General features: G+C 30.2%; 17 protein-coding genes. All 17 read right to left on the reverse strand.

What is annotated here, in order from left to right:
- Positions 1-5: 5 nt before the first annotated feature.
- From IC218_RS15355 to fliI, 17 genes are read right to left on the reverse strand one after another with little or no spacing between them, the layout of a single operon-like run.
- Positions 6-707, reverse strand: coding sequence for a sigma-70 family RNA polymerase sigma factor (locus IC218_RS15355; protein WP_227434686.1), 702 nt, complete (start codon positions 705-707; stop codon positions 6-8).
- A gap of 13 nt (positions 708-720) precedes the next feature.
- Positions 721-1,599 (reverse strand): MinD/ParA family protein, encoded by an 879-nt coding sequence (locus IC218_RS15360; RefSeq protein WP_227483433.1) that lies wholly within the window; start codon positions 1,597-1,599, stop codon positions 721-723.
- Positions 1,596-2,612, reverse strand: coding sequence for a flagellar biosynthesis protein FlhF (gene flhF / locus IC218_RS15365; RefSeq protein WP_227824819.1), 1,017 nt, complete (start codon positions 2,610-2,612; stop codon positions 1,596-1,598). The genes IC218_RS15360 and flhF overlap by 4 nt, the downstream gene beginning before the upstream one ends.
- The gene (gene flhA, locus IC218_RS15370) at positions 2,587-4,662 is read right to left on the reverse strand and encodes a flagellar biosynthesis protein FlhA (RefSeq protein WP_227434683.1); all 2,076 of its coding nucleotides are present in this window, start codon (positions 4,660-4,662) and stop codon (positions 2,587-2,589) included. Before flhA ends, flhF begins: the two co-directional genes overlap by 26 nt.
- Before the next feature lie 8 nt (positions 4,663-4,670).
- Positions 4,671-6,485 carry a fused FliR family export protein/FlhB family type III secretion system protein gene (locus tag IC218_RS15375; RefSeq protein WP_227434682.1) on the reverse strand — a complete coding sequence of 605 codons (1,815 nt, stop codon included), beginning with the start codon at positions 6,483-6,485 and terminating at the stop codon, positions 4,671-4,673.
- A gap of 11 nt (positions 6,486-6,496) precedes the next feature.
- The gene (gene fliQ, locus IC218_RS15380; RefSeq protein ID WP_227824820.1) at positions 6,497-6,766 is read right to left on the reverse strand and encodes a flagellar biosynthesis protein FliQ; all 270 of its coding nucleotides are present in this window, start codon (positions 6,764-6,766) and stop codon (positions 6,497-6,499) included.
- A 12-nt stretch (positions 6,767-6,778) separates the two neighbouring features.
- Positions 6,779-7,444 carry a flagellar type III secretion system pore protein FliP gene (fliP, locus tag IC218_RS15385; RefSeq protein WP_227434681.1) on the reverse strand — a complete coding sequence of 222 codons (666 nt, stop codon included), beginning with the start codon at positions 7,442-7,444 and terminating at the stop codon, positions 6,779-6,781.
- Complete coding sequence (locus tag IC218_RS15390; RefSeq protein ID WP_227434680.1) at positions 7,445-7,819, reverse strand: flagellar biosynthetic protein FliO; 375 nt, start codon at positions 7,817-7,819, stop codon at positions 7,445-7,447.
- A gap of 14 nt (positions 7,820-7,833) precedes the next feature.
- Complete coding sequence (fliL, locus tag IC218_RS15395; RefSeq protein WP_227434679.1) at positions 7,834-8,277, reverse strand: flagellar basal body-associated protein FliL; 444 nt, start codon at positions 8,275-8,277, stop codon at positions 7,834-7,836.
- Positions 8,278-8,288: 11 nt separating this feature from the next.
- Complete coding sequence (locus tag IC218_RS15400; protein ID WP_227824821.1) at positions 8,289-8,984, reverse strand: OmpA family protein; 696 nt, start codon at positions 8,982-8,984, stop codon at positions 8,289-8,291.
- Complete coding sequence (locus IC218_RS15405) at positions 8,974-9,792, reverse strand: motility protein A (protein WP_227434677.1); 819 nt, start codon at positions 9,790-9,792, stop codon at positions 8,974-8,976. Before IC218_RS15405 ends, IC218_RS15400 begins: the two co-directional genes overlap by 11 nt.
- Positions 9,792-9,995, reverse strand: coding sequence for a flagellar FlbD family protein (locus IC218_RS15410; protein ID WP_054268815.1), 204 nt, complete (start codon positions 9,993-9,995; stop codon positions 9,792-9,794). The genes IC218_RS15405 and IC218_RS15410 overlap by 1 nt, the downstream gene beginning before the upstream one ends.
- A 12-nt stretch (positions 9,996-10,007) precedes the next feature.
- Positions 10,008-10,994: a flagellar hook-basal body complex protein gene (locus tag IC218_RS15415; protein WP_227483438.1), complete on the reverse strand. Its 987-nt coding sequence runs from the start codon at positions 10,992-10,994 to the stop codon at positions 10,008-10,010.
- A gap of 26 nt (positions 10,995-11,020) precedes the next feature.
- A complete protein-coding gene (locus tag IC218_RS15420; RefSeq protein ID WP_227824822.1) occupies positions 11,021-11,629 on the reverse strand; it encodes a flagellar hook assembly protein FlgD in 609 nt (202 codons plus the stop codon).
- Positions 11,630-11,646: 17 nt separating this feature from the next.
- A complete protein-coding gene (locus IC218_RS15425; RefSeq protein ID WP_227824823.1) occupies positions 11,647-12,849 on the reverse strand; it encodes a flagellar hook-length control protein FliK in 1,203 nt (400 codons plus the stop codon).
- A gap of 28 nt (positions 12,850-12,877) precedes the next feature.
- Positions 12,878-13,327, reverse strand: coding sequence for a flagellar export protein FliJ (gene fliJ, locus IC218_RS15430; RefSeq protein ID WP_227824824.1), 450 nt, complete (start codon positions 13,325-13,327; stop codon positions 12,878-12,880).
- Between the two features lie 27 nt (positions 13,328-13,354).
- On the reverse strand, positions 13,355-14,674 hold the full coding sequence (fliI, locus tag IC218_RS15435; protein WP_227824825.1) for a flagellar protein export ATPase FliI: 1,320 nt from the start codon (positions 14,672-14,674) through the stop codon (positions 13,355-13,357).
- Between the last annotated feature and the right edge of the window lie 3 nt (positions 14,675-14,677).

Below are 14,677 nucleotides of genomic sequence, written 5' to 3' on the forward strand. Positions count from 1 at the left end.
ACCATCTATATAGAATATTTAAGTTCTTTTATTTTGCTTCTCAAGTTTCTTATTGATTTTCTGTGGAGTTGTGAAACTCTTGATTCTGAAACACCTAGCACTTTTCCTATTTCCTTTAGATTTAAATCTTCATAATAGTACAGTGAAAGTATTAATTTTTCCTTTTCCTTTAAATTACAAATTGCTTGAGATAAAATTTCTAGTTTTTCTTCTTCCTCTATTACATTTGCTGGAATATCTTCATCTCTGTCACTTATTGTATCTTGTACAGTTTCATTTGTATCTTCAAAGATTACATGGTTTAATGATACAATATTTAGCATATCTATATTATTTTCGATATCATAAAGTTCCTTTTCTGAAATATTTAATTCATTCGCAATTTCATATGAAGTTGGCTCTCTTAATAACTCAGCCTGCAATTTTTCTACTACTCTATTATATTTATTTACTTTAGTTAAATTATGCTTAGAGATTGGACTTTGATTTCTAATTTCATCTAATATAGCTGATTTTATTTTTATATAAGAGTAACTAGAAAATTTTGCTCCTTTTTCAACATCAAACTTATTTATTGCATCAATCAATCCAATAACTCCACTATTTACTAAATCTTGATATTCAAAGCCTTTCCCAGGTATAAAAAATTTTCTTGCTATACTCTTTACAAGAGGCATATTCTCTTTTATTAATTCTTCTCTATTCATTAACTACGCCTCCTTAGCTTTTAAATATACTAAACATTTTTCTTAGTAGACCCTTATTCTCATCAATATCTTCTCTTGACTGACTTACCATTCTCTTTGCTATAGATATAATACACTTTGAAGCGCTACTTGTAGGATATTCCAGAATAAATGGTATCTGCTTTTTTACACATATTCCTACTTTTTTATCATCTATTATATATCCATATAACTCTAAATTAAGATTTAAAAATTTGTCTACAACCATCTTTATTCTGTTGTATGTAGATTTTGCTTCTTCTAAATTTATTACCCTGTTGATTATTATGTTTGCACTTCTCTTTATCCCAAAATTACTTATGGCCTTTAGTAAGCTATATGCATCAGTTAATGATGTTGGTTCTGGAGTTGTTATTAAGAAAAATTCAGTACTACAATATATAAATGACAATAGACTTTTACTCATACCAGCGCCTGTGTCAATTATTATAAAATCGACATCATGAATCTGTTCTATACTATGTATAAACTTATTTCTTTGAGCTTCTGTAAAATCTTCTATATGATTAAGTGCAGAACCTCCAGAAATTATATTCACACCATATTTAGTACGTGAAATTATATCTTCTATATTTTTTTCTCCATTAATTACATCAATTATCGTACCTTTTACATTTACACCCATTATTATATCTATATTTGACATTCCTATATCTGCATCTAATATAAGAACTTTTTTATTAAGCCTAGTCAAACAGATAGACAAATTTGTAGCGAGATTACTCTTTCCAACACCACCTTTCCCAGAAGCTATTGTAATTATCTTAGGTGCATTCCCATTCTCCACTATAAATTCATCAAGTCCTCTTTTTTCTATTGCCATCTTTCTCAAGATTTGAGCTTGGTCAATCATATACTTTCAACTCCTAATAGTAATCTTATAATCTTATCTTCATTAGGTTTTATAATGTCATCAGGAACACTTTGCCCTATTGTAATATACGATATTGGTTTTTGTGCATAATTCACTATGTTAAAGATGGAACCATATGTGATTGTTTCATCCAGCTTTGTAATTATTAAGCTTTTAAAGTTCACATTTCTATATGAATCTATAATTGCTTTTGTATCATTTTCTCTTGTTGTGCAATTCAAAACTAAGTGTATATTATCAGTTTCAGCTTTATCTATGAGATTTTTGATTTCTAATATTTGCATAGAATTTTTATATCCTCTACCTGTAGTATCTATTAATACAACATCACAATCTTTCATCTCATCAAGCGCCAACTCCATCTCATCGGGGCTTATTACTCCTTTAAAAGGAATATTCATTATGTCAGTATATATCTTTAACTGCTCCACAGCGCCAATTCTATAGGTATCTATAGTTATTACACCTACTTTTTTATTTTCCTCAAATACTAATTTTGCGGCTAACTTTGCTATTGTAGTTGTCTTTCCTACTCCTGGTGGTCCAACTAGAGCGATTTTCCCATTTATCGTTGGATTTTCTATTTTAATCTTTTTCTTTAGACTTTCCACTAAATTTTTACTTGTATCAATTCCATTGAACTTCATCTCTTGTAAGTCAGTTCTTATGGACTCTACAATTTCTTCATTCAACTCTAGATTTAGTAGGTTCTTACATATTTTATCTATATCATTGTCATTCTTATTATCAAACCCCATATTACTTATAATTGACTTTAATTGTTCTACCTCTCGTTTCAAGTCATTTTGTTCTACATTATCTCTCTTTTCCCATCCGACAGTTAATTCGATATCTCTCTTTGAAAAAATACCTCGTATTCCAGATTTTCTTACTTCTTTTTTATCTATTAATGTAATATTGTCACCCAATTCCATTTTGGCTAGATTCATAGCATCCTGAATTGTATTAGCTGTATACTTTTTCGTCATCATATATGCTCACCACACCTTCTGCTTTGATTTTAACATCATTAGGTATTTCATTTAATGATAGTACAGTCAAATTAGGATATACAATCTCAACTAGTTTTCTAAATGGTGCTCTTATCTTTGGTGATACTACTATTACTGGTATATTATGATTGAAATATACATTACCTATTACATCTTGTATACTCTCAAATATTTTGTTTGTGTTTTCTGGGTCAACAGCTGGATAAGTTCCATTTACAGACCTTTGTAAATTATTAGATACCAATTCCTCGGTTTCTGGAGATAATGTAGCCACTACAATTGACTTATCTTCATCCACCAAATTCGTACAAATACTTCTAGCTAAAGCTATTCTCACATATTCAGTAAGAAGCTCTATGTCTTTTGTGTTTCTGGACTGGTCTGCAAGTGTTTCAAGGATTGTAACCCTATCCTTTATATTTACTTTTTCTCTCAACAGATTTTTAAGTACTTTTTGAACTTCACCAAGTGTCATTAAGTCTGGTATCAACTCATCAACTACAGCACTATAATTTTCTCTTGCTGCATCTATAATAGTCTTAACTTCTTGTCTTCCCAGTAACTCATGTGCATTGGATTTTATTATATCTAGTAAATGGGTTATAAGTATTGTGGATGAATCTACAACTGTATAACCTTTTAACTCTGCATCTTCTACCTTATCACTTTCTATCCAAAGTGCCTCTATTCCAAAAGTAGGCTCAATTGTCTTTATTCCAAATATATTAAAACCTTGATTCATAGGGTCCATACATAAAACCATATTAGGCATTATCTCATATCCACCAACTACATTACCTTTTATCTTTATGTTATATTGGTTTGGATTTAGTTGTAAATTATCTCTTATTCTTATAGGTTGTACAACTATACCCATGTCTATGGCACATTGTCTTCTTATTGATGCTATTCTCTGAAGTAAATCTCCTCCTGCTGATTCATCAGCTAAAGATATTAAGCCATATCCAATTTCTACTTCTATAGCTTCTACATTTATTAAGTTTGTTACATCTTCTACTTCGTTTTTGTCTGGATTTACCATATCAGGTTTTTCAAAATCTAAATCTTCTAAGGTATCCTTCTTTTCTCTTCCTAAGAAGTAACCTGCTGCTATTGCACCTATTCCCAGTGAAAAAAACGCTGGCTTGGGTAATCCAGGCATCATACCAAGTATAATTAAAACACAACCAGTCATCATTACTGCTTTTGGTATTGCTGTTAATTGCTTACCTACTAAGTCACCAAAGTTTTCATCAGTCGAAGCTCTTGTTACGATTATACCAGCTGATGTGGATATTAGTAGAGCTGGTATCTGGCTTACAAGTCCATCACCTATAGTAAGTCTTACATAAGTCTGAGCTGCACCCATAAGAGTCATGTTTAGCATTACAGCTCCTATTACAATTCCTCCTATTATATTTATTGCTGTTACTATAAGACCTGCTATAGCATCTCCTTTTACAAACTTATTTGCACCATCCATAGAACCATAAAAATCAGCTTCTTGTTGGAGTTCTTTTCTTCTTTTTCTAGCAGTTTTGTCATCTATAACTCCTGCATTTAAATCTGCATCTATACTCATCTGCTTCCCTGGCATGGCATCTAACGTAAATCTAGCTGTTACTTCAGATACTCTTCCAGAACCATTAGTTATAACGACAAATTGAACAATTAATATAATTAGGAATATAATTATCCCTACTACGTAATTTCCACCTACAACAAAACTTCCAAATGCCTCTATAACTTCACCTGCGTATCCTTGAGTTAAAATCAATCTAGTTGATGAAAGATTTAATCCCAATCTAAATAGTGTTGTAACAAGTAACACTGTTGGAAATATAGATAAATCAAGTACATTTGTTGTAAATAATGTCATTAATAAAATTAGCACAGATAAACTTATGTTAATTGCCAGTAAAATATCTAATATAAATGTAGGTAATGGCACTATCATCATAAGAACAATTCCTACAACACCAAAAGCCACTATTACGTCCATATGTTCTTTTAGATTAAACTTATTCATTACTTATCCTACCTTTTTGGGACTTTGTATCTATTTTTTATTTTATATACTGCCACTAATATCTCTGCAAAAGCTTGATACATGTCCTCTGGAATTTCTTGGTCTATTTCTACTTGCTTATATAACAACCTAGCGATGGGTTTATTTTCTATTATTGGGATGTCATTTCCCTTTGCGATTTCCCTTATTTTAAAAGCTAAATAGTCTGCACCTTTTGCCACTACTACTGGAGCTTGGTCCTTCCCTTTTTCATATCTCACTGCTATAGACAAGTGAGTTGGATTGGTTACTATTACAGTAGCGCTTGGTACTGCTTGCATAGTCCTTTGAGATGAGATTTGTCTTTGTTTTTGTTTTATCTTAGCTTTTATTTCTGGGTCTCCTTCTGAGTTTTTATATTCATCTTTAACTTCTTGTTTTGTCATTCTCAGTTGTTTTTTATGACTATACCTTTGATAAAAATAATCTGCAACTGCTATAACTATCATAGCTATACAAATTTTACTTAATATGGAATATACTAAGTCTTTAACTGTATACATTAAAGTTGGTAAGTATATATTACCTAGTTTTAAGATATCTAAATAATTATCTTGAAAAAATTTATATCCTATGTAAGCTAAGACAGATATAATTGCTGTATCCTTTATTAAAGTTGATAAACTTCTCATAGAAAACATGTTTTTGAATCCACTAATTGGATTTAATTTTGATAAATTTGGTTTCAAAGTTTCCCCAGTAAATAATATTCCCACTTGAAATAGGTTAGCTACTACACCTAAGACCAAAAATGGAATAGCTATTGGCAAAAATATCTTGAAAAAATCCATTAATCCTACTATAATTAAGTTTTCTAGGTTTGAATAATTTATGTTCATATAAAAATTCACGCTTAAAAAATGATTGAGTGAAGATTTAAGTGTGTCCACTACATATGAAAATAATGTAGGGACTAACAAAGTGAATGCAAATAAGGTCATTGCAACAGGTAATTCTCTACTTTTTGCTATATTACCTTTTTTTCTTTGTTCTCCCCTTTTCTTTGGAGTAGCGTCTTCTGTTTTGTCTGTTGAACCCATAAAAAACATAGGGGCTAGTGCAAAAGTTCCCTCATACATCTTTGGTATTTGACTCAATAAATGACTTATTTGGTTGACAATTAAAGGTATTGATATGATAAATAATGCTATACCAACCAATATTTTTAATGGCATACCAACTATCATTACGTTTAGTTGAGGTACACTTCTTGATATAAGACCTAATATAAAATCTGCCATAAGCAGACAAAGTACAATAGGTATTGCTATTTTAAACCCAGTTATAAAGCACTGCACAAATATGTTTATTATATAATCTATATTATTATCTACAAATGATTTTCCTATTGGAATTAACTCAAAACTATACCTTATACCTCGAATTAAAATATGGTGACCATCCATGCTAAAAAATATCATAATTGCTGTCCAGTTCATAAGATTATCAATTAGAGTTGTTTGAGTCATTGAGTTTGGGTCAAACATATTAATCATTGATAATCCCATCTGTTGGTCCATCATAGAACCTGCCATTCTGATACTGTAAAAACATAGATTCGTTATATATCCAAGAATAATCCCTGTTATAGTCTCATTTATACCATATAAAGTAAACATTACAATATTGTCTATATTTGTTACATATTCAATTTGCATAGTACTTGAAATCAATATTGATATAATGATTGCAAAGAGTGACTTAAATAAAGCAGGCGTACCAGCTGGAAATAGCATTCTCAATGTTCCAAAGAAGGCTACTATTCTAATAAATACAAAAATCATATGTATCCTACTTACTTAGTTATAAGAGACATCATATTGAATATCTCAGAAGTAAAACTAATAAGAGTATGTAACATCCAGCTTCCACCAATAGCTACTACCAAAAGAATTGCTATTAGTTTTGGTACAAATGTCAAAGTTTGCTCTTGGATTTGAGTTGTAGCTTGAAATACACTTATTAAAAGTCCAACTACAAGAGAAACAATAAGTACTGGAGCTGCAATCATAGCTCCTGTAAACATACCATTTTTAAGAATACTCATTATCATAAATTCGCTCATATTATTTTTCTCCTATCCAAATCCCAATATCAATGTTTTTACTATCAAGTTCCATCCATCCACCATTACAAATAATAACAACTTAAATGGTAATGATATCATAACTGGAGGTAACATAAACATTCCCATAGACATTAAAACACTTGCTACAACAAGGTCTATTATCAAAAATGGTATGTATATTAAAAAGCCTATTTGAAAAGCAGTTTTTAGTTCACTTATTGCAAAAGCTGGAACTACAACAGATAAGGGTATATTTTCACGAGTTAATTTTTTTTCTTTTAACCCTGCTTGTTCTACAAATAAATCTAAGTCAGTTTGTCTAGTTTGCTTTAGTAAAAACTCTTTAATAGGTACTTCTGCTTCTTTCATGGCTTTTTCCATAGTAATATCTTCTTTCATATATGGTTGTAATGCCTTTTCGTTTATTTCATTTAATACTGGCCTCATTATAAATATTGTCAATACTATCGCAAGCCCTACCAAAACTTGACTTGGAATTGCTTGTTGTGCTCCTAATGCTGATTTCAAAAATGATAAACTTATGACTATTCTAACAAAGCTTGTCATCATGAACATTACAAATGGCAAAAACATTAATGCCGTTAGAAATAAAAACAATTGCATTGAACTTGTATATGGTACGTCAGCCAAAGGTAATTTTGATAATAGTTCCATTTACTTATCTTCCTTTTTTGTAAATTTTCCAATATATCTACTGAAATCATATTTTGCTTTGATTTTTTCCATTTTAAAATCTTGGATTTTAAAATTTCTCTCTTTAATGTCATCTTCTATTTTTGATATTTCTTCTTTGGTCAAATCTTTTATCTTATTCATACTAGCTGAAGAAGATGCAATAATACATCCTTCTTCACCTACTTTTAAAATTATTATGCTATTGTTTTTATTTATACTTACAATGTCTAGTATTTTTACATATTTGTCATTGTATTTTTTTAATAAAGTTCCCTGGCTAATTTTTAAAGATAAGACTATCAATATTAAAATTATTGGAATACATATTAATATCTTTAATAAATAAAGTATCATGTCTTACCATCCTTTTATTGTACTACTATATTTGTGAAATATATGCTTTGTATTACATTTCCACCTAAATTTGTATTTAAAGTATTTTTTATTTCATCTTTTATATTATTTAGGTTTTCAGCAGCAAAATCATCTGCTCTTTTTGCCATAAGGCAATTTATAATATTATCTCTAATTAAAGGTGTATTTTTTTCTATATCTTTATATGAAGCATCATAAGATACAGTTATTGACACCTTTAAATATCTTACACCTTCATCAGCTAGCTTCAATACCATTTCTTCTAAATCAAGATTTTCTGTCTTTATTTCATCTTTAGCTTTTCCTGTTGGAATAAACAAACCTATAATCTTATCAATTTGTCCACTTCCACCTTTACCTAATATAAAAAACCCTGCTCCTGCTGAGAAAACAATCAGTATCAAAATAATTAGAATAATTTTTTTATTTTTGAACAAAACTCTTCCTCCTAGTCGATAGTTATAAGTATATTAACTCTTCTATTTTCAGCTCTTCCCTTTGCTGTATCATTTGAAACTAAAGGTTGATACTCTCCACATCCTGTTGCTGAAAACAATTTAGGGCCCATGCCCTTTTCTTCTACAAAGTATCTTACAACACTTACTGCTCTACTAGAAGATAAATCCCAATTGGACTCATGTGTACTTGATTTTACAGGTACATTATCAGTATGACCTTCTATAACTATCTTATTTTTCATCATTTTTATCATGTCATATACTTTATTTAGAGTAGCTTTACTATCAACTTTTAACTCCGAACTCCCAGAGTCAAATAAGATTGAGTCATCTAACTCTAATAAAATCCCTCTACTATCATCCTTAACTGTTACACTATTTTGCAGGTTAGAATTATTAACCTTATCTTTTAAATCTTGTTCTAAATCTGACTTATCATTTTTATCCACTAAACCACTATCTATTGGAGACTTCGCACTTGTACTTGAACCTGTGTTAAACATACTTACTCCAGAAAACTGACCTTTTAATGCATTTGATATATTTTTAAATTTTTCAATATCTACAACTGATGTTGCATATAGAAGTACAAAAAATGTAAGAATTAGAGTTATTGTGTCTGCATAAGTGGCCAACCATGCATCTGGATTTATCTCATCTTTTTTTTTATTTTTTCTACGCGCCATTACTCATTGCTCTTTCTGTATTTTTATTGGATTTCATAAACTGTAATTTTTCAGTTTTTGAAAGGTACGTCGCTAAACGTTCCTCAACTACTATACTGCTTTCACCAGATTGTATGCTTATTATACCTTCCAGCATCATCTCTTTTATGTAAACTTCTTTTTCCGTTTTTTCATCTATGTTATATGCAATTGGATTTAAAGCAATATTTGCAAGTAGAGAACCATAAAATGTTGTAATTAACGCCTTTCCCATACCAGAAGCAATCAAATCTGGTGACGTAAGGTCAGATAGCATTTGTATAAGACCGATTAGAGTCCCCAACATTCCAAATGCAGGTGCAAATGTTCCCCAAGTTTTAAATATCTTTGAATATCTGTTATTTGTATCTTCAACAGAATCTATCTCTAATTCTAATATAGACCTTATTTCATTGACTTCCAGGCCATCAATACATAACTCTAATCCTTTTTTCATAAATGGGTCTTGTATTTTCATTACATCACTTTCTATTGACAAAAGACCTTCTCTTCTTGCTTTTTTTGAAAGTGCTTTAAATTGATTCAATAAGTCTAATCTTGATATACTCGTTGTTTTAAATGAGTATTGTAATGCATTTTTTATAAGTTTCATGTCATCAATAGTAAATGTAATCATCAACGCTCCAAATGACCCAAATACTGTTATTAATATTGATGAAAAATCAAAGAAACTTTTTAATCCTGAACTACTTCCTTTTACTGCTCCAAATAAAACTAATACTGTAGATAATATTAGTCCAATGAATGTCAGTGAATCTGTTTTTTTCATTACTTTTCGCTCCTAATATAACCTACATTTATTTTCCTTTTATACTTTATCACTTTATCTACTATCTCATCTACAGACTCTTTTACAAGATTCTTTTCTCCTGTTGTAAGTAATATTCTACTTTCTGGAACGGAGTCAATTCTTACTATAAGGTCTGAGTTTAATATGTAGCTTCTTCCGTTTAAGTCTGTTACTCTTATCATGCTATGTACCTACTATCTCTTAAGACTTATTATTTCTTGAAGTATCTCATCTGATGTAGATATTATTTTACTGTTTGCTTGGAAAGACCTACTTGCTATTATCATTTCTGTAAATTCTTCTGCTATGTCTACATTGGAAGCTTCTATTGCTCCTTGTATTATTGTTCCTGTAGCTCCTGCTATTTGTGGGTCTCCTGAGTTTGCTGATGGCTTGTATAAGTTTCCTCCTTCTGCATCTAATCCTGCTGGATTTTGGAATACATATGTTTGTACTTTTTGAAGTTTTCCATCATTAGTTGCTATTGCAGGATTTGGTACTTTTCCTACTTCAGAATTGTCAGGAATATCATACACAAACTGAGTTCTTTGACCATCACTCAATAAAAATTCTACTGTTCCATCTTTTGATATATTGTACTCCAGTACATTTTGTACTGTACCATCTTTAGGACTTATACTTTGAAGAGGAATTACAATGGGTTCTTTTCCTTCTGCAGTAGCATTTTTAGTAAATTCACCAGTAGTAGCATTATATGTACCCTTATAAACCTCACCTTGTAACATATACCCATCTCCATTTACAAGTCTTCCACCTTTGACACCGTTCAGAGGTCCAGCTGTTGCTTTAAATCCTGTATCTAAGTTAAAAGAACCATCTCTTGTATACATAACTGTACCTTGCCTTACTACTGGAAGATACCCATCTCCATCTATCATTAAATCTGATGGTCTATTAGTTGGCTGTACATTTCCTTGTGTCATATCTTTATTTATACTTGATATCTTACTACCTACACCTACTTGTCCTAAGTTTGTTCCCCCTAATGCAGCTGTTGGAGCACTTGCATATAGTACAGTTTGATAAAATGAATCTGTTATTCTAGCTGAACTTTTCTTAAAAGCAGTAGTCCCAGCATTTGCTACATTGTTACCTATTACATCTAGTTTAGTTTGATTTGCTTTCATTCCACTTACACCTGAATACATCGCTTTTATCATGAATTTACCTCTTTTCTAATTTAATATTATTCTTGTTCAGGAGATTCTTGCTCTGGTGGGTTATTTTCTTCTCCTGAAGTTGTATCTACTTCTCCTATTTTAAGTAATTTTTCATATTTAACATCTACAGTTTTATCACTACCATCTACTTTCAGTTCTAAGTGTACCTCTCCATCTTTTATATATGTAGACTTTACTACACCTACAATGTTTTCATCTTCCTTCTCTTCTCCGGATACTTCTACTTCTTTACCAATTAATGACGTTGCCATACTCAAAGCAGAGTTTATTAGAGTAGAGTTACTTAAAGCTAAGAGTATATCTAGCTTGTCGTTCATAGCTGACATCTTTTCTAAAGTTGCAAACTGAGCTAATTGTGATACATACTCTGTTGGGTCTTGTGGATTCATTGGGTCTTGATTACCCATTTGTGCTACAAGTATTTTCATAAACAAGTCTTTATCAGCATCATCACCCTGTCCTATAATTGGAGTTCCATTATCTGTTACTGTCTGATTTCCTTTACTTCGAACTTGTTTATTAGCAATATCATTAATATTTCTTTCAAGTTGGCTCAAGTTATTTGACCTATAGTTTCGTTGAACCCCTGCTAAAGCTGTTGCCACTCCATACATACAGTATTTCCCCCTTATTAAGCTAATAAATCTACTCTATCATCATCAATATTTTCTTTAATTTCATCTTCTATGACCATATTGTTACGCTTATTATTTGTATTTTGCTTATTCATATTTTCTTGGTTATTTTGTCTATTCTGTTGTTCAAATGCTTTATCAAAAGTATCTGATGTACTTCTATTATCACTATGCATTTGCACAGATACATCTTTTATATTTACATTCGTAAGTTCAAGATGTTGCTTTAAATCTGTTATATTTTTATTTATAGAGTCAAATACGTCTTTATTAAAAACAGTCACAACAGCTTTCATACTTTCGTTATCTTTCAATAATTGTATGTTCATATCTCCCAATTCTTTTGGCCTTAATCTAATTGTTAATTCTTGGATGTCATTTGTTTTCATATGTTTAATAGCTTTGATAGAATCATCCATAACATTTGATTCTATATGTTTTAAGTCAACATTATCATTTTTAACTTTGTTTATATCCATGCTTTTATTTATTACTTGACCAAAGTTTCCACTTTTATTTCCATTAATACCTGCTAGTTTTTCCAAAATATCAGAGTTATCATCTCTTTTCTTATTTGAATTAAGGTTATCCATTCTATTACTATCAAAGTTGTATAAATCTATGCTTTTATTATCATCCTCTGTAGTTTTACTAATTACTTCAAAGTTTTCATTAACATTATTATCTAAAAACTCTCTTAACTTCATCATGTCTAAATTTTGCATATCATTATAGTTATTCATGTCAGCCTTATTTAACTCTGCATTTTGCTTTACAATATTATTCAATATATTTTTATTAAGTTTAAGCCCTTGTTTCAATTCATCCGATATGTTTAGTTTTTCCATACCATTCAATATAGAATTTATATCTTTATCTTTTTCATTATTATTTTTTAAAAGAGTCAATAATTGTTGTAAAATCTCATTATTCTTACTACAATCTTTTTCATATGTACTTTCATCCTCTAAGTGATTACTTTTATCTACATCTGAATGACACTCATTATCACTATCTTCTGATTTATTTGAGCTGATATTTTGATTACTTGTTTCTTTTTTGTCTTTAACTTGTCCATTATCTGTTGCCTTATATAGATTATCCTCAAATTTATTATTTTTCACATCTTTATTCTTAGATGAACTCTTTTTATTCCCAATATCTTTAATAACATTATAAGAATCTGCTTGTATCTTCATACAATAATATCCTCACTTCCTACTCTTCTTATAGAACTTGTCTTTTTCTCAAATAACTCATGCTTGCAAACTCATCATTAGTTTTTTGTTCTTTTAAATTTTCTTCTTTATAATATTGACCATATTTTTTTTCTTTTAGTTTTTCTAATGATTTTCTTTCTATCTGCTTATCTATGAGTTGTTTTCTAGCCTTTTCAAGTTCATTTGTTGACTTGTCCAATTCCTCTGATAAATCTTTTATAGAGTTATTTAAAGCTAACAAATAGTTAATAGTTATTTTTTGATTTTGAATACTATCATTATTTTTACTTATTGAATACTTGTTATAATTACTTTCCAGGTTTTCTAAATTATTTTCTATATCTATTTTTTTTTGTTGAATCTTAGCAAATTCCATTTTTATCTTCTCTTCATCTTTCATTTTTAAGTCTAAAACCTTCTGTAATCTAAACTTAAAGTTCTTATCCAACTCTATCACAACCTATTCAAATATTTTTTTAATTATTTATTCAAATATTCTTTTCAAACTACTTATAGTTTCGTTAAAAGAACTCTTTTCATTTATCCCTTGTTTTAAAAAATTGATAATATGCTCATGATAATAGATTGCTTCATCTATTTTTTTATTGGTCCCTGAAGCATATGCACCTATATTTATCAAATCTTCTGCCTCCCTATATTCAGAGAGCATATCTCTTGCAAAAGATGCTACTTTTATATCTTCTTTTGAAGCAATTTCATTCATAAGTCTACTTAAACTATTTAAAACATCTATAGAAGGATAATGATTCTTGTTAGCTAAATCTCTAGATAGAACTATATGACCATCAAGTATTCCTCTTGTAGTATCTGCTATTGGCTCATTAAAATCATCTCCATCAACTAATACTGTATAAAAAGCGGTTATAGAGCCTTTATCTGATGTCCCTGTTCTCTCCATGAGTTTTGGTAAAATTGCAAATACAGATGGTGTGTATCCTTTTTGTGCTGGTGGCTCTCCTATAGCTATTCCAACTTCTCTTTGCGCCATAGCAAATCTAGTCACAGAATCCATCATAAGTATTACCTTTTTCCCTTGGTCTCTAAAGTATTCGGCTATTGCAGTGGCTGTAAGGGCACCTTTAAGTCTAACTAATGGTGCTTTATCTGATGTTGCGCATACAACAACAGATTTTTTCATTCCCTCTTCACCTAAGTCTTTATCAATAAAGTCTAATACTTCTCTTCCTCTTTCTCCAACAAGGGCAATTACATTTACATCTGCTTTTGCATTTCTAGCAATCATACCTAGCGTTGTACTCTTACCTACTCCACTTCCTGCAAATATTCCTATTCTCTGTCCTTCACCACAAGTAGTAAATGCGTCTATTGCTCTTACACCTGTTTCCATTATATTTCGTATCTTTTTTCTCTTCATTGGGTCAGGAGGTTCATTATTCAAGTTGTATCTATCTCCTAAAACAACTTCTGAGTTATCTATAGGATTTCCAAGACCATCAAGTACTTTACCCAGTAAATTATCACTACACATAACACTTAGAGGTATCCCCTTAGAAATAACTTTACAACCAGGTGATATTAATGTTAACTCTCCTAATGCCATTAATATTACTTCTTTATCTTTAAATCCTACTACCTCACAATTCACTGGCTTATTGACTTGATTATATATAACACATAACTCGCCAACAAAAGTTTTTATTCCTTCAACTTCTACAGTAAGTCCTATTATCTTTTTAACTCTACCTTCTGATATAGTGAGTTCTAAATTTTCTATTTTCTTATTTATTTTGTCAAAATCTATAGAGATATCAGTTTTATACATATT

The organism is Clostridioides sp. ES-S-0005-03 (assembly GCF_020658455.1).
Taxonomy (GTDB): domain Bacteria; phylum Bacillota; class Clostridia; order Peptostreptococcales; family Peptostreptococcaceae; genus Clostridioides.

Coding starts and splice junctions, on each gene's coding strand:
- IC218_RS15355 (WP_227434686.1), bottom strand. CDS start 707: ATGAATAGAGAAGAATTAATAAAAGAGAATATGCCTCTTGTAAAGAGT.
- IC218_RS15360 (WP_227483433.1), bottom strand. CDS start 1,599: ATGATTGACCAAGCTCAAATCTTGAGAAAGATGGCAATAGAAAAAAGA.
- flhF (WP_227824819.1), bottom strand. CDS start 2,612: ATGATGACGAAAAAGTATACAGCTAATACAATTCAGGATGCTATGAAT.
- flhA (WP_227434683.1), bottom strand. CDS start 4,662: ATGAATAAGTTTAATCTAAAAGAACATATGGACGTAATAGTGGCTTTT.
- IC218_RS15375 (WP_227434682.1), bottom strand. CDS start 6,485: ATGATTTTTGTATTTATTAGAATAGTAGCCTTCTTTGGAACATTGAGA.
- fliQ (WP_227824820.1), bottom strand. CDS start 6,766: ATGAGCGAATTTATGATAATGAGTATTCTTAAAAATGGTATGTTTACA.
- fliP (WP_227434681.1), bottom strand. CDS start 7,444: ATGGAACTATTATCAAAATTACCTTTGGCTGACGTACCATATACAAGT.
- IC218_RS15390 (WP_227434680.1), bottom strand. CDS start 7,819: ATGATACTTTATTTATTAAAGATATTAATATGTATTCCAATAATTTTA.
- IC218_RS15400 (WP_227824821.1), bottom strand. CDS start 8,984: ATGGCGCGTAGAAAAAATAAAAAAAAAGATGAGATAAATCCAGATGCA.
- IC218_RS15405 (WP_227434677.1), bottom strand. CDS start 9,792: ATGAAAAAAACAGATTCACTGACATTCATTGGACTAATATTATCTACA.
- IC218_RS15410 (WP_054268815.1), bottom strand. CDS start 9,995: ATGATAAGAGTAACAGACTTAAACGGAAGAAGCTACATATTAAACTCA.
- IC218_RS15415 (WP_227483438.1), bottom strand. CDS start 10,994: ATGATAAAAGCGATGTATTCAGGTGTAAGTGGAATGAAAGCAAATCAA.
- IC218_RS15420 (WP_227824822.1), bottom strand. CDS start 11,629: ATGTATGGAGTGGCAACAGCTTTAGCAGGGGTTCAACGAAACTATAGG.
- IC218_RS15425 (WP_227824823.1), bottom strand. CDS start 12,849: ATGAAGATACAAGCAGATTCTTATAATGTTATTAAAGATATTGGGAAT.
- fliI (WP_227824825.1), bottom strand. CDS start 14,674: ATGTATAAAACTGATATCTCTATAGATTTTGACAAAATAAATAAGAAA.